Source organism: Pseudarthrobacter ribosi, from assembly GCF_055412865.1.
In genome coordinates this window covers 53,124-73,905 of record NZ_JBVAYZ010000018.1, presented here as the reverse complement: position 1 = coordinate 73,905, position 20,782 = coordinate 53,124, and the positions used below count along the sequence as shown (strand labels likewise).

General features: G+C 63.7%; 17 protein-coding genes. 11 read left to right on the top strand and 6 right to left on the bottom strand.

Annotation, left to right across the window (positions count from 1 at the left end; all coding sequences use genetic code 11):
* The first annotated feature begins 2 nt into the window (after positions 1-2).
* The 3 genes from ACZYZ5_RS15980 to ACZYZ5_RS15970 all read left to right on the top strand — a co-directional run bounded on the left by ACZYZ5_RS15980 (position 3) and on the right by ACZYZ5_RS15970 (position 4,165).
* The gene (locus ACZYZ5_RS15980) at positions 3-2,330 is read left to right on the top strand and encodes an FdhF/YdeP family oxidoreductase (protein ID WP_463902981.1); all 2,328 of its coding nucleotides are present in this window, start codon (positions 3-5) and stop codon (positions 2,328-2,330) included.
* Positions 2,331-2,338: 8 nt separating this feature from the next.
* Complete coding sequence (folE, locus tag ACZYZ5_RS15975) at positions 2,339-2,926, top strand: GTP cyclohydrolase I FolE (protein ID WP_463902995.1); 588 nt, start codon at positions 2,339-2,341, stop codon at positions 2,924-2,926.
* A gap of 438 nt (positions 2,927-3,364) precedes the next feature.
* On the top strand, positions 3,365-4,165 hold the full coding sequence (locus ACZYZ5_RS15970) for an IclR family transcriptional regulator (protein WP_463902980.1): 801 nt from the start codon (positions 3,365-3,367) through the stop codon (positions 4,163-4,165).
* Between the two features lie 47 nt (positions 4,166-4,212).
* Here ACZYZ5_RS15970 and ACZYZ5_RS15965 read toward each other — a convergent pair whose 3' ends face one another.
* Together ACZYZ5_RS15965 and ACZYZ5_RS15960 are read right to left on the bottom strand one after the other, a co-directional pair.
* Positions 4,213-5,349 (bottom strand): aromatic ring-hydroxylating oxygenase subunit alpha, encoded by a 1,137-nt coding sequence (locus ACZYZ5_RS15965; RefSeq protein WP_463902979.1) that lies wholly within the window; start codon positions 5,347-5,349, stop codon positions 4,213-4,215.
* A gap of 54 nt (positions 5,350-5,403) precedes the next feature.
* Positions 5,404-6,624 carry an NAD(P)/FAD-dependent oxidoreductase gene (locus ACZYZ5_RS15960; RefSeq protein ID WP_463902977.1) on the bottom strand — a complete coding sequence of 407 codons (1,221 nt, stop codon included), beginning with the start codon at positions 6,622-6,624 and terminating at the stop codon, positions 5,404-5,406.
* 228 nt (positions 6,625-6,852) lie between these two features.
* Between ACZYZ5_RS15960 and ACZYZ5_RS15955 the strand changes: the two genes are divergently transcribed.
* From ACZYZ5_RS15955 to ACZYZ5_RS15945, 3 genes are all read left to right on the top strand, one after another.
* Complete coding sequence (locus tag ACZYZ5_RS15955) at positions 6,853-7,203, top strand: bifunctional 3-phenylpropionate/cinnamic acid dioxygenase ferredoxin subunit (RefSeq protein ID WP_463902976.1); 351 nt, start codon at positions 6,853-6,855, stop codon at positions 7,201-7,203.
* A gap of 10 nt (positions 7,204-7,213) precedes the next feature.
* Positions 7,214-9,265, top strand: a complete 2,052-nt coding sequence (locus ACZYZ5_RS15950; RefSeq protein WP_463902974.1) for a BCCT family transporter — start codon at positions 7,214-7,216, stop codon at positions 9,263-9,265.
* A 393-nt stretch (positions 9,266-9,658) separates the two neighbouring features.
* The gene (locus tag ACZYZ5_RS15945; RefSeq protein ID WP_463902973.1) at positions 9,659-9,841 is read left to right on the top strand and encodes an SRPBCC family protein; all 183 of its coding nucleotides are present in this window, start codon (positions 9,659-9,661) and stop codon (positions 9,839-9,841) included.
* Here ACZYZ5_RS15945 and ACZYZ5_RS15940 read toward each other — a convergent pair.
* The 3 genes from ACZYZ5_RS15940 to ACZYZ5_RS15930 all read right to left on the bottom strand — a co-directional run bounded on the left by ACZYZ5_RS15940 (position 9,823) and on the right by ACZYZ5_RS15930 (position 11,829).
* The gene (locus ACZYZ5_RS15940) at positions 9,823-10,638 is read right to left on the bottom strand and encodes an IclR family transcriptional regulator (RefSeq protein ID WP_463902972.1); all 816 of its coding nucleotides are present in this window, start codon (positions 10,636-10,638) and stop codon (positions 9,823-9,825) included. The genes ACZYZ5_RS15945 and ACZYZ5_RS15940 overlap by 19 nt on opposite strands.
* Positions 10,622-11,221, bottom strand: a complete 600-nt coding sequence (locus tag ACZYZ5_RS15935; protein ID WP_463902971.1) for a GNAT family N-acetyltransferase — start codon at positions 11,219-11,221, stop codon at positions 10,622-10,624. The genes ACZYZ5_RS15940 and ACZYZ5_RS15935 overlap by 17 nt, the downstream gene beginning before the upstream one ends.
* A 257-nt stretch (positions 11,222-11,478) precedes the next feature.
* On the bottom strand, positions 11,479-11,829 hold the full coding sequence (locus ACZYZ5_RS15930; protein ID WP_463902969.1) for a DUF3846 domain-containing protein: 351 nt from the start codon (positions 11,827-11,829) through the stop codon (positions 11,479-11,481).
* A 568-nt stretch (positions 11,830-12,397) separates the two neighbouring features.
* Between ACZYZ5_RS15930 and ACZYZ5_RS15925 the strand changes: the two genes are divergently transcribed.
* On the top strand, positions 12,398-14,116 hold the full coding sequence (locus ACZYZ5_RS15925) for a sialidase family protein (RefSeq protein ID WP_463902968.1): 1,719 nt from the start codon (positions 12,398-12,400) through the stop codon (positions 14,114-14,116).
* Between the two features lie 28 nt (positions 14,117-14,144).
* Here ACZYZ5_RS15925 and ACZYZ5_RS15920 read toward each other — a convergent pair whose 3' ends face one another.
* Positions 14,145-15,029, bottom strand: coding sequence for a DUF4862 family protein (locus ACZYZ5_RS15920; protein WP_463902966.1), 885 nt, complete (start codon positions 15,027-15,029; stop codon positions 14,145-14,147).
* An 80-nt stretch (positions 15,030-15,109) separates the two neighbouring features.
* Here ACZYZ5_RS15920 and ACZYZ5_RS15915 point away from each other — a divergent pair, with 80 nt between their 5' ends.
* The 4 genes from ACZYZ5_RS15915 to ACZYZ5_RS15900 all read left to right on the top strand — a co-directional run bounded on the left by ACZYZ5_RS15915 (position 15,110) and on the right by ACZYZ5_RS15900 (position 20,746).
* Positions 15,110-16,768, top strand: a complete 1,659-nt coding sequence (locus ACZYZ5_RS15915) for an ABC transporter substrate-binding protein (protein ID WP_463902965.1) — start codon at positions 15,110-15,112, stop codon at positions 16,766-16,768.
* A gap of 112 nt (positions 16,769-16,880) precedes the next feature.
* The gene (locus ACZYZ5_RS15910) at positions 16,881-17,837 is read left to right on the top strand and encodes an ABC transporter permease (protein WP_463902963.1); all 957 of its coding nucleotides are present in this window, start codon (positions 16,881-16,883) and stop codon (positions 17,835-17,837) included.
* A gap of 3 nt (positions 17,838-17,840) precedes the next feature.
* On the top strand, positions 17,841-19,943 hold the full coding sequence (locus ACZYZ5_RS15905) for a dipeptide/oligopeptide/nickel ABC transporter permease/ATP-binding protein (RefSeq protein WP_463902962.1): 2,103 nt from the start codon (positions 17,841-17,843) through the stop codon (positions 19,941-19,943).
* Positions 19,940-20,746, top strand: coding sequence for an ABC transporter ATP-binding protein (locus ACZYZ5_RS15900; RefSeq protein WP_307457530.1), 807 nt, complete (start codon positions 19,940-19,942; stop codon positions 20,744-20,746). Before ACZYZ5_RS15905 ends, ACZYZ5_RS15900 begins: the two co-directional genes overlap by 4 nt.
* Positions 20,747-20,782: the final 36 nt, after the last annotated feature.

Here is a 20,782-nt window from a genome sequence, read left to right as displayed (position 1 = left end):
ACATGGCTTCAAGAGCTCCCCTACATAACATCGACGAGTCAAAGCTGACCGTCACCAAACCCAAGACCAAGGCCGTCGGAATCCCCGCGGTGGTGAATTCGCTGAAGATCTCCCTCGAGCAGATGGGTCCGCTGCGCAGTGTCCAAACGCTGATGGCAGTCAACCAGGTCGACGGGTTCGACTGCATGGGCTGCGCGTGGCCTGAACACGAAAAGCGCAACGCGGCTGAGTTCTGCGAAAATGGTGCGAAGGCAGTGGCCGAGGAGGGCACGCGCCGCCGCGTCAGCCCCGAGTTCTTCGCCAAACACTCCATCGAGGACCTGAAAACGCGGGACGACTACTGGCTGGGTCAGCAGGGCCGGCTGACGCACCCGATGCATTTGGCCGAGGGGGCAACGCACTACACGCCTATCGAATGGGAGGCAGCCTATGAGCTGATCGCCCAGGAGATGAAAGAAATGGATCATCCCGACCAGGCAGTTTTTTACACGTCCGGGCGGACCTCGAATGAAGCCGCTTTCCTCTACCAACTCCTCGTGCGGGGACTTGGCACGAATAATCTCCCCGATTGCTCCAACATGTGCCACGAGTCCACGGGCTCAGCCCTCGTTGAAACCATCGGCATCGGCAAGGGCTCGGTCAGCCTCGTCGACCTGGAGACAGCTTCGCTGATCTTCGTTGCCGGGCAGAATCCAGGTACTAACCACCCGCGCATGCTCAGCGCCCTGGAAAAAGCGAAGAAGAACGGCGCCGTCATCGTCTCCGTCAACCCGCTTCCCGAGGCCGGGCTCCTCCGGTTCGAGAATCCACAGACGATCTCCGGCACGCTCGTGGGCACGCAACTGACCGACGACTTCCTACAGATCCGGGCCGGCGGGGATCAGGCCCTCTTCCAAGGGCTTGGCAAATACCTCCTCGAGGCGGAGGCGCAGGGGAGGAAGACCCCGGGACTGACTACAGTCCTGGACCACGAATTCATCAAGAACCACACCGTGGGCATCGACGAATACCTGTGGCACCTCGAAAAGGTCGAGTGGAGTGAGATAGTCGAAGCCACGGGCCTGACCTTGGAGCAGATCAAGTCCACGGGCGAACGCCTGCTGGCCTCCAATGCCACCATCGTCTGCTGGGCCATGGGCCTGACACAGCACAAACACTCAGTTCCCACCCTCCGCGACGTCGTCAACGTGCTGCTTCTCCAAGGCAACATCGGCAAGCCCGGAGCAGGAGTATGCCCCGTACGCGGCCACTCGAACGTCCAGGGCGACCGGACCATGGGCATCTTCGAAAAGATGCCAGAGTCGTTCCATGACAGGCTGGACCAGGAGTTCAAGTTCCTTTCCCCTCGTAAGCACGGCTACGACACCGTTGCGGCGATTCGCGCCATGCGGGACGGCAAAGTCCGCGTCTTCATTGGGATGGGCGGAAACTTCGTCCGGGCGGCCCCGGATTCCGAGGTCACGGAGCGGGCATTGGCCAACACAGGCCTGACGGTACAGATCTCCACGAAACTGAACCATTCCCACGTGTCCACGGGCCGACGCGCGCTGATCCTCCCGACGCTGGGTCGGACCGAGAAGGACGCGCAGCGCACCGGCGACCAGCGAGTGACGGTGGAAGACTCCATGAGCGCTGTCCATGCGTCCCGCGGACGCATTAAGCCGGCAAGCGAGCACCTCCACTCAGAAGTGGCCATAGTGTGCAACCTCGCCCATAAGCTCTTCACCGACAGTGACAACCTCCCACTGCCCAACATGCCTAAAGCTGCCTGGCTCTCGATGAAAGACGACTACTCCCTGGTCCGGAAGCACATCGAGGCGGTCATCGACGGCTTCGAAAATTTCGAGCAGCGGATCCAGCACCCTGGCGGCTTTGTCCTCCCCCACCCTCCGCGGGACGCCAGACAGTTCGAGACCCCGTCAGGCAAGGCCCACTTCACCGGCAATGAGCTGGAATTCATCAAAATCCCCGAGGGGCGGCTGGTCCTTCAAACGCTTCGCTCACATGACCAGTACAACACCACCATCTATGGCAAGGATGACCGATACCGTGGTATCCACGGTGGGCGTCGGGTGGTTCTTGTCAACGAGGCTGACATCGCTGAGCTGGGCTTCAGGGACGGTGACATGGTTCATCTGATTTCCGAGTTCCGCGGGACAGAGCGGCGGGCGGACAACTTCCGGATCGTTTCGTACTCGACGCCGAAGGGCTGTGCGGCAGCCTACTACCCGGAGACCAACGTGCTCGTGCCGCTCGATTCGGTAGCCGACACCAGCGGTACGCCGACATCCAAGTCCGTAATCGTGCGGCTGGAACGGGCCGAAGCGTGAGCGCCGACATGTCGACGGCAACAGCGTCCACCAGTGTGGACGGGCCGCGGGTTGAGCAGGCCGTCCGCGAATATCTACTTGCGATCGGAGAGGACCCGGACAGGCCAGGGCTCGTGGATACGCCCGCTCGGGTAGCCCGGGCGGCGGCGGAGATATTTGGCGGGCTTCATGAGGACCCACTGGCCGTGCTCGATAAGACCTTTGACCTTGGGCACGGAGAAATGGTCATCGTCAAGGACATCCCCTTTTACTCCACCTGCGAGCACCACCTGGTGCCGTTCCACGGCGTAGCCCACGTTGGCTACATCCCATCGGCTGAGGGGCTCGTCACGGGACTGAGCAAGCTGGCCCGGCTCGTCGATGTCTTTGCACGCAGGCCCCAGGTCCAGGAACGGCTGACAACCCAGGTCGTTGATGCGCTGGTCAGTTCGCTGCGGCCCCTGGGGGCCATTGTGGTAGTTGAGTGCGAGCACCTCTGCATGTCGATGCGCGGCGTCCGCAAGCCCGGGGCCAAGACCATCACTTCAGCCGTCCGCGGGGAGCTCCGTTTGCCGGCGGCCCGGGCTGAGGCGCTCAGCCTGATACACGGGCGCTAAGAAATCTCAGGACACACACCGAGTCCTGCACTACGGGAGGCCTGGCCTGGTACCCGGGCCTCCCCCAGTTCCCCCCATGGCTGGACCGTCCCGTTCCCGTGAACGATGCTTCGATGGCCTGAAAACCTGGGGAGGTAGCTCATCGAAGCATCGCTTTCGGGCGGCGGGGCAGCACCTAATTCCTCATACGCAAAACCTAAACACAGCCGTGGATCTCCGGATGCTGAAGGTGCGCACGACGTCGTCTGCAGCCACCGGAGGGGCACCCCACATTTGGGGCGCCCGGTTTTTAGTCTTGGAATTCTCGGCCGCGTGAAGGCTGAGGTGCCGGTTGACGAGCCAGCGCCTGAGCCGGTCTAGGATGAAACATGACGAGGTGGCAGTTCGGCTGGGACTTCCAGGCCTGGGTACTCCGCATGGACAAGGACACGAAGCGACATGGCCGCACGCAACCACCCGGATCAGGGCGTAGACGCACAGGGCGGAGGCGTCCAATCGGTGGACCGTGCCCTCCAGATCCTGGATATCCTCGCCCGTGAGGGTGATGCCGGCGTCAGTGAGATCGCTGAGGAGATGGGCGTCCACAAATCCACAGTATCCCGCCTGGTGGGGTCCCTGGTGGGTCGTGAAATGGTCCGCCAGAACAGCGAACGCGGCAAGTACCAGCTGGGCTTTGGAATTCTGCGGTTGGCATCGTCCATTCCAGGCCGGTTGAGCGTGGTGCGCGAGGCCAGAGACGTTTTGGAGAGCCTCGCTGCGCACTACAAGGAAACCGTGAACTTGGCTGTCCTGCGATCGAACTACGCCGTCAACGTGGACCAGGCCATGGGCCCCTCCACGCTCGCAACCTACGACTGGGTCGGCAGCCTGACGCCCCTGCATGCCACGTCGAGCGGCAAGGTTCTGCTTGCTGCCCTTTCGGCCGACGAAAGGGACACCATCCTCAAGACCGTCGGCCTGCCTGCCCGCACTCCGCGTACCGTGACAAATCGTGCGCAACTGGAGAAGCAGCTGCTTGAAATTTCCCGTCAGGGCTACGCGGTAGTCCACGAGGAGTTCGAGGTCGGTCTGACAGCGGTCGCAGTTCCCATTTATAACCATCTCGGGAATGTAATCGCCGCCGTGAGTGTCTCCGGTCCTGCGTTCCGGTTCACTCCGGAAGAGGATCCCGGACTCATCGAAGGGCTCCGCGAGGCTGGCCTGTCGATTAGCGCGAAGATAGGCTTCAGGCGCCGATAAGCCCGACCGCAGAGGTCGGGCCTATCGGCGGGCAATTGGGCGCACGACTACAGAGTCGGAATGACGTCCCCTACAACTTCCTTGATCCAGTTATGGAAGGCACTGATGTGGTGCTCGCTGGGAACCAGTACGCCACCCTTAGCGTAGATCTTTGATCCCATAGCGGGCTGGCACCGTTGGCAGGCATCAAAGTCCTGTTGGTTCACCCGGTGGAACAGCTCTACCGACGCCGTGACGTCCTTTCCACTCTCCACCACGCTGGGCAGGTACAGCCAGTCACACTCGACGATCGTGTGGTCGGCAGCCATCGGGAACATCCGGTGGATGATGACGTGGTCCGGAACGAGGTTCACAAACACCGTGGGCTTGATGGTGATGGCGTAATAGCGACGGTCCTGATCCTCGCTGACACCTGGAATCAGGTCCAGGCCCTCGGAGCCGTCGATAGTAAAGCCCTTGACGTCAGCACCAAATTCGGCGCCGTGGCCAACAAAATACTGCGCCGCAAGCCCGTCGGCGAATTCCGGAAGGACTTCGGTGAGTTCAGGGTGAATCGTGGCGCAGTGGTAGCACTCCATGAAGTTCTCAATGATGAGCTTCCAGTTGGCCTTGACGTCGTACTTGATGCGGCGCCCGAGACTGAGGTTGGCGACGTCGTAGCCATCGATGGCATGCACGCTGCCGAGACGCTCCTCGATGGCGCCAATGACGTCTTCCTCAAATGACGGCGGCTCGTCAGCCAGGGACACCCATACGTAGCCAAGGTACTCGCGGATGTGGACCTTCGCCAGGCCGTATTCGTCACGGTCGATGTCCGGCATCTTGGTCAGGTTTGGAGCGGCAATCAACTTGCCATCGAAGTCATAGGTCCAGGCATGGTAGGGACACTGAAAGTTGCGGGCAGCTTCACCCCGCTCCTCCATGCACAGCTTGACACCTCTGTGCCGGCAAATGTTGTAGAAGGCGCGGATCTGTCCCTTACGGGTACGAGTGATCAGCACGCTCTCGCGGCCAACCTGGACGGTCCGCCAAGCACCGGGCTTGTCCAGGTCCGCGGCCCGGATGGCACAGAACCACATTTGCTCAAAAATGCGCTCCTGCTCGGCGCGGAATACGGCCGCATCCACGTAAGTCGATCCCGGCAGCGTGGGGATGAGGCTCGGGGTGGTTACTTCAGGGGCCAAAATTTCTCCTCCTCAGAAGTGCACTGCGATATTGCGTGTGGAAGCTTGGTAAGACTAAGAAATTGGTGTTGCGAGCGATGCTGCTGCGGAAAAGAGCCCGGTCGGGGCTGGCCTGGCAGTGGGATTGCCGATGCTGCGACGCCACTTGGTGAACAGCCGCGGTTGGTTCATACCAAGTACTGCCACGGGGGTCTCGCCCTGATAGTAGATGGCAAGGAAGTTGTGGTCCTGCGGGTCGCCAGCTTCAATTTTCAACCGGTCGTACCCTGCAGAGTGGCCGGCGAACTGAATTTTCACGCCGTGTTGGTCGGACCAGAAATAGGACGGTTTCAGCGGCTGCTGAGGCGCGCCGTGGTCGAGCAGCGCCTGGACAGCGAGGGCAGCGCGCTCCAGCGCGCCGGTCCAGTGCTCAACCCGGCGGTGTCGGCCGAGTCCGCCTTCAAACCATGCTGCACAGTCTCCGACGGCGACGATGCCTGGGACATTGGTGCGGCCCATGGAATCGCATAGTACGCCGTCGCAAAGATTCACCCCGGAGCCTTCGAGCCATTCAATGTTCGGCGCGGCGCCAATTCCGACCACTACGACGTTTGCGGGAAGTCGGCGTCCGTCAGCCAACAGGAGGCCGGTGACCTCTCGGTCGGTCGTGTCGAACTCTTCGATCGCGGTGCCTGAGATAAGTTCGACGCCTTTCGAGGTGTGGAGCTTCGCCACCGTGGCGCCCATGTCCGGGCCAAGTTGCGCGGTGAATGGCGCGGCGTTGTTATTGATCATGGTGACATCCATGCCGCGTGATGCAGCGGCAGAGGCGACCTCAGCACCGATGAAGCCGGCACCGATAATGATTATGCGGTCGTCGGCAACCAGTTTTAAGGCCAGTCCTTGTGCGTCCGAGATGGTCCGCAGGGTGAAGACATTGTCCAGGCCCTTCAAGGCGGGGATCTGCCGGCAACGGGCGCCCGTAGCAATGACGATCCGGTCAGCCGTGACGGATTGTCCATCTGCCAGATGGATGGTCCGGGTCTCCGCGTCCAAACCGAGAGCACCGACGCCCAGAATCCACTCTGCCTGGAGACCGTCTCCATCAGTTTCCAGAAAGAGGTCCTCAGTCGTAATTGTGCCCAGGAGGAAGTCCTTTGACAGTGGGGGCCTGTCATACGGACGGTGTGGTTCATCTCCTATGATGATCAGCCGTCCGGCGAAACCCTGCGCACGGGCAGCACGGGCAGCCGAGAGGCCGGCGAGGGATGCTCCAACGACAGCAAGCGTCTCCATACTTCACACCTCAACTGCTTCTTACGCAACGGTGATCGCGATATGCAACAGCGTGACGTATCCCACGTTGCGTGTCAAGATCCCCGCCATATCAGCGAAAACCCTTGACATCCGCCGTTATCAGGCGCAATCTGTTGCTTAGTGCGATTTCCGTTGAGTCATGCGGAACGATCCCGTCCTAACCCACTTGGCGCAAACTCAATCCCCTGAACATAAAAGAGGTGCCCCATGCACAAGGCCTGCCCGCTCAGTGAACTCGCTGCCGGGGAGGCGCTACGGCTCGAGACTGCTCCGCCAATCGCCGTTTTCCACACTGAAACCGGCGAGATCTTCGCCATCGACGACACGTGCACACACCAAGATGCCTCACTGGCTGACGGCTACGTAGAGGACTGCTGGGTCGAGTGCCCCCTTCACGCATCCAGGTTCAACCTCCGCACTGGAGCCTTGGATGCACCCCCAGCCAAACTGCCGCTACGCACCCACGAAGTGCAAATCGTCGACGGCTACATCATGATCATCGAATCGGACGAGGCCCCCAACCTTCCGCCCGGTCTGACTCCCGAGGGCCATGTTTAACCGCAGGCCCATGCCTCACCGAGCAAAGGACCCGCTCATGGCTTTTAATAGTGACCTAAAATCCCATACACCCGAGGAGTTGCCTGCTGACACCGGGGTGGCAGAGGCTCCGCGTAACGAAGAACCTCAAAGTGGGGAGAAGAGTAAAGCAGTCATTGGTGTCTCCGGCGAAGTAGACAGAAACCCCGCTGTCCTCGATCCGGAGGAAGGAGGCGCAACCACCTTGCCGGACGTCGAAGAGTACGAGCAGATCCTCGAAGAGCTGCGTCATGCCAAGACCGAGCAAGCAGTTGCGGATCGCCGGAACCATAAGCTCATTCTCGACAAGATCACGTTCGGGATCACAGGCGTCATCGCCATTGCCTTTGTTATCTGGGGCTTCGTGGGACGCGACAGTCTGTCCGACACTTCCACGGGTGCCCTCAACTGGGTCATGGAGTACACCGGATGGCTCTTCATGCTCATGGCATCTCTCTTCGTGATCTTCGTCCTGTGGCTGGCCCTGGGCAAGTTCGGCGACATCCCGCTGGGCAAGGACGGCGAAAAGCCCGAATTCCGCACTGTCTCCTGGGTCGCGATGATGTTCGCCGCCGGCATGGGCATCGGGCTGATGTTCTACGGCGTGGCCGAGCCGCTCTACCACTACATCTCTCCCCCGCCCGGCACCGTGGACGGACGGACCCCCGAAGCCATCCAGACTGCCATGGCCACCTCGATCTTCCACTGGACCCTGCACCCCTGGGCCATGTATGCAGTTGTCGGCATCGCAATGGCCTACGGCACCTACCGCTTGGGTCGCAGGCAACTGATCTCCGTCGCCTTCACGTCGCTCTTCGGTGTCAGGACGGTCGAAGGGCCAGTCGGGAAGTTCATCAATATCCTGGCCATTTTCGCCACCTTGTTTGGTACCGCTGCATCGTTGGGCCTGGGCGCCCTGCAGATTGGCAGCGGCATGACCTCCAACGGTTGGTTCGGCGAAATCGGCACCCCCGTGCTCGTGGCGATCGTCGCCGTCCTGACCTTATGCTTCGTCGCTTCGGCCGTCTCTGGCATCAGCCGCGGCATCCAGTGGCTCTCCAACATCAACATGGTCCTGGCCGTCGTCCTAGCACTCATCGTCTTCGTCGCCGGCCCCACCCTTTTCATCCTTAACTTGATCCCCTCCGCGGTTGGCGACTACGCCCGCGACCTGGCCGAGATGTCGTCCCGGACTGAAGCGGTCGGCGATGAGTCACTGCGTAGTTGGATGACCAGCTGGACTATCTTCTACTGGGCCTGGTGGATCTCCTGGACTCCCTTCGTGGGCCTCTTCATCGCCCGCATCAGCCGCGGCCGCACCATCCGCCAGTTCGTCACCGGTGTGCTGCTGGTGCCCAGCGTCGTCAGCGTGATCTGGTTTGCCGTCTTCGGAGGCGCCGCCTTCCACGTCCAGCAGGAAGCCGACAAGGCCAATACCCCCGGCCTGGTCACCATGGTCAACGGGACACCGTCCGTCAACTTCGACGGAGCGCTCTTCGACCTGATTAAGAACCTGAGCATGCCTGACTGGGCTACCACGGCCGTTATCGTGCTGGCCATGGTTCTGGTCGCTATCTTCTTTATCACTGGCGCCGACGCTGCCTCCATCGTGATGGGATCGCTCAGCTCCAACGGCGCCGAGCACCCCCGCCGCGGAGTGGTCATCTTCTGGGGCTGCCTCACCGGCGCCGTGGCGGCGGTCATGTTGCTGGCCGGAGGCGATGAACCATCAGAAGCCTTGGCTGGCCTGCAACGAATCACCATCGTGGCAGCGCTACCGTTCGTCATCGTCATGCTGTTGCTCTGCTTTGCCCTCACCAAGGACCTGCGTCGCGATCCCCTCTCCTTGCGGCGTCGCCTGGCCACATCCGTAGTGGAGCGGGCCATACGCACTGGCGTGGAACAACACGGCGGCGTGCAGTTCGACCTCGTAACAAAGCACGACTGCGCCGAAAAGTGCCCCGACTCGGACTGTCTGGGAGGGACTCCCACGGGGAGCATCCCGGCGGTCGAGGCCCGGCATCCGGACCCGGACAGTAAATAGCTGCGCACCTTAAGTAGCAACCCACCTCGGCGGCACGCGGCTTGTTCCGGCCCGTGCCGCCGAGCACCCATCTCCAACGCATGGCAAAGGTTATTTACATGTCCCAGCACCACGACCAAGAACAGACTCTCCGGGTTAGCAGCGACGGGAAGGAGTTCGTGAATATCCAGTTGGAGTCCTCAACTCCAGTGACTGTTCGGCTGCAGCTGGATGGGGGCTGCAATTGCCAACACGACAACGGAAATCGCCCCGGCTCGTATGTTGACAGTGACCTCGGTGCCCGCTGACTGCGGCGGCGTCCCGCCCCGTGAATCAGCCATAAAACCATGACCGTTCAACTGGGAAATCCCAGTACTGCCCGAATTCGCGGACGGCCGGATCGCTCAATACTTTGTGGGCCACGGAGCGGAGTTCGGCAAGGACATCAAGGGCTTCGCCGTGGACGGCTCCGTGGGCCTCGACCTGATTCCGGGAATCGAGGAGGGCCAGGACCGCCGGTACTACGCCATCACATCAAGCCCCCCACGCGAAGGACCGCAGCCCGGCCACAGGCACGATCACGGGGCGCCCGTGTAGCCCATCTTTGCGCTGATCTGTAGCCCGGCCTCTTTCAACGCCTCGAGGAGTCCCGGCGCCTTTTCCGGATCAAAACGGAAGGCGGGCCCGGAAATGCTGACCGCCCCGATTACTGCGCCCACATGGTTGTACACCGGCACGGACATCGAGTTGAGGCCGATTTCGAACTCCTCGCGGACAACTCCGTAGCCGTCGCGGGCGACGTCGAGGAGCTGCGTTTCGAGCTTGTTCCTGTTGGTGATGGTCCGCGGCGTCCGGGCCGGAAGCCCGGTTTCCTTCAGGACGCGGTCCCGTTCGTCAGCGGACAGTGCCGCCAGCAGCACTTTCCCGCTCGACGTCGCATGGAGCGGCGTCAGGCTGCCCACCCAGTCATAAGTAGCCAGTGTTGACGGACCCATGGCCTGGTCCACGTTGACGGCGAAGTTGGAGCGCAGCACGGCGAGGTTCACCGTCTCCTTGAATTCCTCGGCAAGGCTTTCCATTACCGGCCGGGCCTCACGGACCAGGCTGAGCCGACCGGGAATGGAGCTTGCCAGCCTCAGGATGCCGAAGCCCAGCTGGTACTTGCCGCGCTCGCTATTCTGGTGGACCATCTCCCTGCTCACCAGCGAACCGAGCAGCCGGGAGACGGTGGACTTGTGGATTCCCATCTCCGCGGCGATTTCGCTTACGCCCGCATGGCCGTCCCTGGCCAGGATCTGCAAAACCGCCAGCGCCCGGTCCACTGACTGGACACCGCCATGCTGGCCCTCCGCGTCGACGTCGGGGTCGGATGCGGGGTCATTCTTCGAAGCCATGATCCATACTCTCATTGAGATCCAGGCGCATCAGCACGCGCGGAAAGCCGTTGATGACGGAGTCCGTGGTGGAGACCTTCGCGAACCCGGCCTCTTCGAAGAGCTTCCGGGTGCCCACATAGGCCATGGTGAGGTCCACGTGCTGGCCCTGGTTATCGACCGGATAGCCTTCGATGGCCGGCGCGTCGTAGCTGCGGGCGAAGTCGACGGCGCCCTTCAACAGCTGGTGGGAGATTCCCTTGCCGCGGTGCCCGGGCCGCACCCGAATGCACCACACCGACCACACGTCGAGGTCGTCCACGTGGGGGATCTTGCGATTGCGGGCAAAACTGGTGTCGGCGCGCGGATGGACAGCCGCCCAGCCCACCACCTCCTCGCCGTCGTACGCGAGCACGCCGGGCGGCGGATCCTGGCCGGTCAGCTGCCTGACCAGTTCCCCGCGCTCCGGGCCGCGCAACCCCAGGTGCTGCCTGGAGGGGATGCGGTAGCTCAGGCACCAGCACACGTTGGCATCAGGCCGCTTGGGGCCCAGCACTGCCTTTACGTCCTCGAACTGCGTCGCCGGACGAACTTCGATGGCCATTCCGCGAGTCCTCTCGTTTCCGATTCCGATTCTGGGCCTAACACCGGCCCCGTGCCTAGAGCACCTTCCGGATGGTCTCTTCGAAGCTCGTGACGTGGTGCCGGGCCTTTCAGCCCAGCTTCAAGGGCGCCCCGCTGGCACTGCGAAGGCCGCGTCTTCCTTCAGGGCAACCGAACCGTCGTGCTGCGCTAGCTTCAGACCGTTGCCCCCGGTGCAGCGATTGAAAAGGGCTTCGCTGCGCGGATCTTCCCTTGTTGCTAGGCGGCCAGCGCGGTGCAGAAGAGGCGTTCGGCCAGCTGGAGCAGGTGTGCCGGCGCATCTGCTTCATCACCGTTGTCCTCGTGGCCGAGGAACACAGCCGTCCCGCTGACGGTCTCCCCGAGAGGTAAACCTGCTTCGCGGATCAGCACTTCGGCACGGGGATTGAGTGGCAGCGGGATAAAGTCTGCCTCGTCGTTCAGATAAACGTGCCAATCCTTACCGGTGATTGCTTCGACGTTTCCTTCAACCAGGGTCTGTCGCGCGACCAGGGCCGTGTTGATTCTTTCGGCGCGGATGGGCTCACGTAGGCCTGCCGGGATAATCAGGGCAATGCGTTTCGCGCGCATGACTCATCCTTTCTGTGATTGAACGGGCGCCGACCCCGAAAGTTTTGACATGTGGCCCAGGCGGGAATTAGGCGGCCCGTTTCGGGCATTTAGATACACCCCGGCACCTGTCGCTCCGCGTGCAAATTCGGCTCCCGAATCGAATTAAGTCCGAACCCTTAGCGGCAAAGGGGACTCGGGCGCCCATGCGGCCGGTGGGCCGCCATGGGCGCCGTGTCACCGCTGATTTTTGCGCGGCTTTGCGAAGAGATTTTCGCTGGTTTCGGTTTTTGCCCTTTTTTCGGCTCTCTTTTCGAGAATCGATTTTCCCGTTTTTTTGGTACTACTATTTCTGGGAGACTTTTCTGACACTGGAATCACGCCTTTCTAAACGCTACCTACCCATCACCATACCCACTTATTTTTTTAATGCCAGTCGTCGGGGTTCGCGCACATTATGGAACCCACGCGGAGGCAAAAGAGATGCAAAGAATTTCACCGCCCGCCCTACGACATATCGCCCATGTCTGCCGCCCCCGCCTCCGGATCGCCGCCGCGGAGCCCCGGGCCAGCGCCCTAGGATGGACATATGACATCCCACCTTCACCTTGTTGGGTCCCCGGATATTCCGCTGGCCCGTCCCGACGTTGAGCACGTGCTCGCGGTCCGCGGTGCCGGCGGATACCGGCAATACCGGATCCCGGCTCTGGCCGTCTCACTGCGGGGCACCGTCCTTGCTGCCTACGATGGCCGTCCCAACCTCGATGATCTCCCGAGCCCGATTGATCTTTTACTGCGCCGCAGCACCGATGGCGGGCGGACCTGGGAGAGCCAGCAGGTGGTGCGAACCGGCGTCGGGCTGCACGGCTATGGCGACCCGAGCCTGCTGGTTGATGCCGAAACCGGACGGATCTTCATGTTCCACGCCGCGGGGACCCACGCCGGTTTCTTCGAAGCCAGGACAGGACTGGAACCGGAAGACGAGGTGCAACACTGCGATGTCAGCTTCTCCGATGACGACGGGTTGACCTGGCAGCACCGGCGGATCACCGGACAATTGAAGGTCCGCCGGGCCGCAGCCGGAATCTCCGGCCGCGAGGCTCCCGCCATCACGGGGATCTTCGCGTCCGCGGGGCAGGGTATCCAGATCCATACGGGGCCGTTCCGCGGACGTCTGGTGCAGCAGTTTGTCGTCCTGGCCGGCGGGGCCATCATGGCAGCCTCCGCCTACAGCGATGACCACGGCGAAAACTGGACGCTCGGGGAACTTCTCGGCGCCGGGCCCGGCGGAATCGGCCCCAACGAGAACAAGGTCGCCGCCCTCGCGGACGGCCGGCTCCTCCTGCACAGCCGGGCCACTCCCCGCCGCCTCGCGGCCGTATCGGAGGACGGCGGCCACAGCTGGGGTCCCTTGCTTCCGGTCGAGGACCTGCCTGATCCCAGCGACAACGGCTCGCTGGTGCGTTTTGACGGCGCGCCGGTCCTGGGAACCTTCGCCTCGGAGTCCACAAATTCGTGGCTCCTGGCCAGCAACAATCACGACACCGGGCTGCGGCGCAACACGGTCCTCAGCCTTTCCCCCGACAATGGGCTGACCTGGCCCGCCAAGCTGGTTCTCTGCCCGGGCAGCTCAGCCTATTCGACGGCGACGCGGCTGCCAGACGGCAATATCGGCGTCCTGTATGAGCGCCAGGGGTACCGGGAAATCGTCTTCTGTTCCCTCCCGGCCCAGCAGCTTTCGGCCCAGCTGACCGCCGCCAAGATCATTTCGCCTGCCACCTCGGGGGCCGGTCTCGTCTTCGACATGGAACTGCGCTCCGTCACCCCCGGCCGGCCCGCCGTCTGGCAGAACGTCGGGAAGTTCCACAGCATCTCCTCGGACAGCGGGGACTGGGGTGTACAGACGTGGAAGGAGATCGGCCTGGGCTACTCGCCCGGCACACAGGTCATCGGGAGCCGCGAGGCGCAGGACCTGAACTATGGCGTGATCATCCCCGGTTACAAAGCAGGCGACATCCTTGCCTTCACGGGAAGAACCCGGAATGACGGCGCCCGGACGGCAACGGCCGTCCGGCTGTCCGGACCCGGCGCCGAGGCATTCTCGGCCGCGGATCTTGCCCCGGCCGAGGAAACCCTCTATTTCACGCCCAGCTACACGGTCACGGACCAGGACGTGGCCCGGGGCGTCCTCACGCTCACCTTCGTTGGCGAAGGGACCTACGGCGATCAGGACGTGCGAATCGGGCGAATATTCCATTTCGACCTGGCCACGGGTGCGGTTCAGGTGGAGACTAGCCTCGGCCCCTGAGGCCCCTTTGGGGCCTGGGATCCGCCTTTCAGCCGGCGTTCGCCATCACGAGCGCGCACATTTGCCGCACCCGCGCTGCCCGCTCGGAGGCTGCTACAGCTTCCCGGGGCAAGCCGATCTTGAGACCGATGATCGGCGGTTCGGCGGCTTCGCCGAGACATCGGGCGATCTCGCGGGCGTTGAGCAGGGAGCTGGCCGGGGCCCCCTCGACCTCGACGGCGGGCAGGTGGGCATCGATCCACGGATACCCGAACTCGGTGGTTTCCGGCGAGCAACCGGAGAACATCAGCCCGCTGAGGACGCCGGCCTCGCGTGCCCCGGCCACGTGGTCTGCGGCCGTGCGGCTCCCGCCGGTCTCGATGACGGACCGGGCCCAGTTCACGAGCATGCCGACGTCCCGGCCCTGCTCCCGGAACGCCCGGACGATATCGGTCTCGTCACGGAATGAGAGAAAACCCTTTTCGGGAACCAGCCCGGCACGCGGAGTGTCGCAGTGTTCGACCACCAGGGAGGTCTCCTGCCAGTCCCACCCAAGGATTTCCCCGAGCGACTCCGCGAAGGCAGCCGGGGAGCCATGCCCGGACGGTGCGGAGTGCAGCGCGACCGCCTCCACCCGGTGCCCGTGATCCCGAAGGTCCGCGACATGGCTCAGGATGCCCGCCGTGAAGTCAAGGGCGGCCCGACGACCTTCCCGGTCCGAGGAGGCGAGACCGAACCGGGCGTCCCCGGCGACCCGTTGCATGGTTCCTGGGATTGCAGTGACTACGGCTGACCACCCGGCGTCCGCCCCGGCGGGCCACGGATCCCCTCCCCACGCGCGGTAGGGAAGTTCGAGGCCGCGGATGGCCGGGATAGCTGACAGCTCTTCGCTGCGGACGTCGACTTGTGGGTCCGCCGGCGTGCGGCACCTCATCCGCTTGACGGGCCCATGTGATGCCCCTTACAGTTTTCTCTACAAGCATCGGACGTCCTACATCCGATAAATATATTCGAATGGTGAGGCAAATTATGAGCAGGACATCAACGAACTTGCCGCTGGTCAATGACGCCAGCCGCCGGAGCTTCCTCAAGCTGTCGGGCGCGCTGGGCGTGGCCGCGGCTTTCACGACCTCCCTCGCCGCCTGCGGCGGTGCGGCCACCACGACGGCGGGAGCTGCCGCCAACACCGCACCGATCAACAAAGACCTCATCATCGAAGTGGGCATCTCATACGCCCTGTCGACCGGGTTCGACCCGCTGTCGTCCTCCGGCGCCACGCCGCTGGCCGCCAACCTGCACGTCTACGAGGGCCTAGTGGAACTGCATCCCGCCACCCGCGAGCCATATAACGCCCTCGCTGCCGCCGATCCCAAGCAGATCAACGACACCACGTACCAGGTGACACTCCGCGACGGTGCCAAGTTCCACAACGGTTCCCCGGTCACCGCCGAGGACGTGGTCTTCTCCTTCACCCGCGTGATGGACCCTGCGAACAAATCGCTGTTCTCCCAGTTCATCCCGTTCATCCAGGACGTCAAGGCCGTCGACGCGAAGACCGTAGAGTTCACGCTGAAGTACGCCTTCCCCGGCTTCGCCCCGCGTATCTCCGTCGTCAAGATCGTCCCCAAGGCCGTGGCGAACTTCCCGCTCGGCTCCGACCAGCTCAAGGCATTCGACGCGCAGCCGGTCGGCACGGGCCCGTACAAGCTGGTCTCCGCAGTCAAGGACGACAAGATCGTGTTTGAGGCAAACCCGGACTACAACGGCCCCATGCCCGCACTGGCCAAGGGCATGAACTGGCTCCTGCTCTCCGACGCGGCCGCCCGTGTCACGGCGATTCAGTCCGGCCGTGTGCAGGCGATCGAGGATGTTCCCTACCTCGACATTGAGGGACTGAAATCGAAGGCGACCGTGGAATCCGTCCAGTCCTTCGGCCTGCTCTTCCTGATGTTCAATTGCGCCCAGGCCCCGTTCGACAACAAGCTGGTCCGCCAGGCCCTGCACTATGGCCTGGACAAGGACTCCATCATCAAGAAGGCGCTGTTCGGGAACGCCAAGGCCGCCAGCTCCTACTTCCAGGAGGGGCACCCGGACTACGTCAAGGCCAAGAACGTTTACGGCTATGACCCCAAGAAGGCCGAGGACCTGCTGAAGCAGGCCGGTGTCACGAACCTCGCGTTCGAGCTGCTCACCACGGACACGGCCTGGGTCAAGGATGTGGCCCCGCTGATGCTGGAATCCTGGAACAAGATCCCCGGCGTCAAGGTCACCCTGAAGAACCTCCAGTCCGGCGCGCTGTACACGGACCGCGTGGGCAAGGGAGACTACTCCGTCGTCGCCGCCCCGGGCGATCCCTCCGTCTTCGGCAACGACGCCGACCTGTTGCTGAGCTGGTTCTACGCCGGCGACACCTGGATGAAGGGCCGGGCATACTGGGCCTCCACTCCGGAAAGGGCCACTCTGGTGGACCTCATGGCAAAAGCCGGCCAGTCCACCAAGGCTGAGGCGAAGAAAATGACCGGCGATATCGTGGATCTGGTGTCCGAGGAGCTCCCGTTGTACCCGATCTTCCACCGCCAGCTTCCCAGCGCCTGGGATGCCAAGAAGCTCAGTGGCTTCAAGCCGCTGCCAACCACCGGAGTCGGCTTCATCGGCGTCGGCCGCACCGCCTGATCCAGGCCGAATGACTGCAGTCCGGGCGGGCCCCCCTTCCGCCCGGACCGCAGTACTTGCCACCCGCGCCGGCTGAGGCCGGGACACACTTCCACGAATTCCGGAGACAACTTTGGTCACGATATTGCGTCTGCTGGGCCGCAGACTTGCTGCGCTGCCCCTGATGATCCTGGGCATTACCCTGCTGGTATTCCTCGTCCTGCAGGCCGCCCCCGGCGACCAGGCGAGCAGCGCACTTGGCGACGGCGCCAGTGAGGAAGCCAAGGAACAATACCGCCAGAACAACGGCCTCAACGACCCACTGGTGCTGCAGTACTTCCGGTTCCTGGCAAAGCTGCTCCAGTTCGACCTCGGAGTCACCACACCGCCGGCGAAATCGGTGGCCGACATGATCGCCACCGCGTTTCCACTGACCCTCCAGCTCACCTTCCTCGGGGTGCTGATCGCCGTCATGCTGTCGCTTCCGTTCGGCATCATCGGCGCACTGTACCGGGACAAATGGCAGGACCAACTGGTCCGGGTCTTCTCCATCGCAGCCGTGGCAACGCCGTCCTTCTGGCTGGGCATCCTGCTGATCCAGTGGTTCGCCCTCGGCGCCAACCCCTCCTTCCCGTCGGGCGGCATCGCGGCGCCCGAATCCGGCTTCGGCGGGTGGCTGAACTCGATGACGCTCCCGGCCCTGGCCCTCGCCATCCCGGTCTCCGCCTCCCTCATCCGGGTGGTCCGCACCTCGATGGTCGAGGAACTGGACCGCGACTACGTCCGGACAGCAATCGGCAACGGTGTCCCCTACCGGGAGGTCGTGTCCAAAAACGTCCTCCGGAACGCCCTGGTCACCCCGGTGACCGTGCTGGGACTGCGGATCGGCTACCTGCTTGGCGGCGCCGTCGTGATTGAAATGATCTTTGCGCTGCCCGGCATGGGCCAGCTGATCCTCAACGGCATCACCAACCTCGACGTCAACCTGGTGCAGGGCGTGGTCCTGACCATCTCGGTCACCTTCGTGCTCGTGAACATCGCCGTCGACCTTCTCTACCTGCTCATCAACCCCCGAATCAGGACGGTCTGACCCATGCGCAGCAAACTCGCTGAGCGCCTCAGCGCCCCCGGTGTCCGGTTCAAGGCCCTCCCCTGGACCTCCCGGCTCGCCCTCGTCTTCCTGGTGGCCATCACCCTGTCCGCCGTCTTTGCGCCCCTCATCGCCCCGCACGATCCCCTGGAGTCCTTCATTCCGGCGACGGCGCCCGGCGGCGAGCACCTCTTCGGCACCGACCGGCTGGGCCGCGACATCTTCTCGCGCCTGCTCTACGGCGCCCAGTCCTCCCTGATGATCGGCCTGGGCGCGGTCTCGCTGGCCGTCGCCGCCGGTGCGCTGCTCGGCTCCCTCGCCGCGACCTCCAGCAAACCCGTCAACGAACTGATCATGCGGCTCATGGACATCCTCATGGCCTTCCCGGGCATCGCCCTGGCCGCGGTGCTGCTGGCCGCGTTCGGCAACACGGTGCCCACCATCATCGTGGCCATCGCGGTGATCTACACGCCGCAGCTCGCCCGGGTGGTGCGCGCCAACGTGCTCTCCCAATACGGGGAAGACTATGTCCGGGCCGCCCGGGTGATCGGGGCCGGGCGGTTCTACCTCCTGCTGAAGCACATCGTCCGCAACACCGCGGCCCCGGTCCTGGTCTTCGCGACGGTGATGGTCGCGGACGCGATCATTCTCGAGGCCTCGCTCTCGTTCCTCGGCGCCGGAGTCCAGGACCCCGCACCGTCGTGGGGCAATGTGATCTCCTATGGCCGCAACCTTGTCCTCTCCGGCGGCTGGTGGGCCACCACGTTCGCCGGCCTCACCATCCTGCTCACGGTGCTCGCCCTGAACATCCTGGCCGAGGGCCTCACCGATGCCATGGTGAATCCGAAGCTCCGCCGGGCCCCTGTCGTGAAGGACGACGACGGGTCCTCCCCCGCCGCCGTCGCCGTCGACGCCGAGATCGGCACGTCCGTGGCCCAGGGCTCCGTGGTGGAGCAGCATGAGCTCGACGGCGTCCGCGGCGCCGCCGGCGATGCCGTTCCCGAAGCCGGATTCCCGCAGGAGAGGGAGGCCTCGACGGTCACCTCGCACGCTCTGCTGGACCAGGAGCTGAAGCTGCTGACCGCCGTCGAGGCCGTCCGGACGGACCGCCTCCCCCAGGTCCCGGATAGCGCCCGCACGGTCCTTGAGGTCAAGAACCTTTCCATCCGCTTCCCCGGCCGCTTCGGCGACACCGCCATCGTGGACAACGTCTCCTTCAGCGTCCGCGAGGGTGAAACCATGGGGCTCGTCGGCGAATCCGGCTGCGGCAAGTCCATCACCTCGCTGGCCATCATGGGCCTGCTGCCCAAGACGGCCAAGATCTCCGGCTCGATCACCTTCGACGGCAAGGAGCTGCTGGACCCCGCAACCGGCAACAGCAGCGCCAAGGCCTACGAAGGGCTGCGGGGCCAGCAGATCGCCATGGTGTACCAGGACGCGCTGAGCTCGCTCAACCCCTCGATGAAAATCAAGGACCAGCTGGAACAGCTCACCCGCCGCGGCGGTCGCAAGACGCCGGCCGAGCTTCTGGAAATGGTCAAACTGGACCCCGTCCGCACCCTCGCCAGCTACCCGCATGAGCTCTCCGGCGGCCAGCGGCAGCGTGTCCTGATCGCGATGGCGCTGTCCCGCTCCCCCCGCATCGTGGTCGCGGACGAGCCCACCACCGCCCTGGACGTGACCGTCCAGCACCAGGTGGTGCAGCTGCTCAACGAGCTGCGCGAACAGCTGGGCTTCGCCATGGTGTTCGTCAGCCACGACCTCGCCCTGGTGGCGTCGCTCGCGCACCGCATCACCGTGATGTATGCCGGGCAGGTCGTGGAGTCCGCGCAGGCATCCGCGTTGCTGCAGAACCGCCAGCACGAATACACCCGCGGACTGCTCGGCGCCGTGCTCTCCATTGAGGCCGACGCCGCCCGGCTGCACCAGATCCCCGGCACCGTGCCCTCGCCCCGGGAGTTCGCCGCCGGCGACAGGTTCGCCCCCCGTTCGCTGCGGCCCGACGCCAACCCGGACCAGCGGCTCGTCCTGACGGCTGTGGAGTCCGCCGGTGGCGAAGCCAGCGACCACTATTGGGCCAGCCACCTCAAGGAGGATGCCAAGTGAGCACATCAACCGGGAAACCCGTGATTGAACTGAAAAACGTCAAGGTCCACCACCGGGCCCGCACCGGCGGCCTCTTCCGGCCCAACATCGTCAAGGCCGTCAACGGGGTGGACTTCACCATCAGCCGCGGCGAGACCGTGGGGATCGTCGGCGAATCCGGCTGCGGCAAATCCACCCTGGCCTCCGTGCTGGTGGGGCTGCAGACCCCCACGTCAGGTGAGGTGTTGTTCCACGGGAAGCCCGCCATCAAGCGGAACGCCGCCCTGCGCAAGGAATTTGGCCGCACGGTCTCGGTGGTCTTCCAGGACCCCTCCACGGCGCTCAACCCCCGCATGACCATCCAGGATATCCTCACCGACCCGCTCAAGATCCACGGGATCGGCACCGCGGCGACGCGGGCCGCGAAGGTCAAGGACCTGCTCGCGCTCGTCGGGCTGCCCTACTCCGCCGCCGAGGTCACGCCGTCGCAGGTATCCGGCGGCCAGCGCCAGCGCGTTGCCATTGCCCGCGCTCTGGCCCTGGACCCGGACATCATTGTCGCGGATGAGCCGACCTCGGCGCTGGACGTCTCGGTGCGGGCGCAGGTGCTGAACCTGCTCTCGGACCTGAAGACCCAGCTGAACCTCGGCATGGTCTTCATCTCGCACGATATCCAGACGGTCCGCTATGTCTCGGACCGGATCTGCGTCATGTACTTCGGCGAAATTGTCGAAGAGGGGCCGGCCGCGCAGGTCTTCGACCATCCCAGCAACGACTACACCAAGAAGCTGCTTGGCGCCGCGCCCAGCCTGCTGCACCCCTGATTCCCCCATCTTGTCCCAGTCCACCGAACCATCATT

What these genes read in the sequence shown, in the direction of transcription:
- ACZYZ5_RS15960 (WP_463902977.1), bottom strand. Translation starts at nt 6,624, where the DNA reads ATGGAGACGCTTGCTGTCGTTGGAGCATCCCTCGCCGGCCTCTCGGCT.
- ACZYZ5_RS15930 (WP_463902969.1), bottom strand. Translation starts at nt 11,829, where the DNA reads ATGCGCGCGAAACGCATTGCCCTGATTATCCCGGCAGGCCTACGTGAG.
- folE (WP_463902995.1), top strand. Translation starts at nt 2,339, where the DNA reads ATGTCGACGGCAACAGCGTCCACCAGTGTGGACGGGCCGCGGGTTGAG.
- ACZYZ5_RS15940 (WP_463902972.1), bottom strand. Translation starts at nt 10,638, where the DNA reads ATGGCTTCGAAGAATGACCCCGCATCCGACCCCGACGTCGACGCGGAG.
- ACZYZ5_RS15905 (WP_463902962.1), top strand. Translation starts at nt 17,841, where the DNA reads ATGCGCAGCAAACTCGCTGAGCGCCTCAGCGCCCCCGGTGTCCGGTTC.
- ACZYZ5_RS15935 (WP_463902971.1), bottom strand. Translation starts at nt 11,221, where the DNA reads ATGGCCATCGAAGTTCGTCCGGCGACGCAGTTCGAGGACGTAAAGGCA.
- ACZYZ5_RS15925 (WP_463902968.1), top strand. Translation starts at nt 12,398, where the DNA reads ATGACATCCCACCTTCACCTTGTTGGGTCCCCGGATATTCCGCTGGCC.
- ACZYZ5_RS15970 (WP_463902980.1), top strand. Translation starts at nt 3,365, where the DNA reads ATGGCCGCACGCAACCACCCGGATCAGGGCGTAGACGCACAGGGCGGA.
- ACZYZ5_RS15915 (WP_463902965.1), top strand. Translation starts at nt 15,110, where the DNA reads ATGGTGAGGCAAATTATGAGCAGGACATCAACGAACTTGCCGCTGGTC.
- ACZYZ5_RS15955 (WP_463902976.1), top strand. Translation starts at nt 6,853, where the DNA reads ATGCACAAGGCCTGCCCGCTCAGTGAACTCGCTGCCGGGGAGGCGCTA.
- ACZYZ5_RS15980 (WP_463902981.1), top strand. Translation starts at nt 3, where the DNA reads ATGGCTTCAAGAGCTCCCCTACATAACATCGACGAGTCAAAGCTGACC.
- ACZYZ5_RS15950 (WP_463902974.1), top strand. Translation starts at nt 7,214, where the DNA reads ATGCCTCACCGAGCAAAGGACCCGCTCATGGCTTTTAATAGTGACCTA.
- ACZYZ5_RS15920 (WP_463902966.1), bottom strand. Translation starts at nt 15,029, where the DNA reads ATGAGGTGCCGCACGCCGGCGGACCCACAAGTCGACGTCCGCAGCGAA.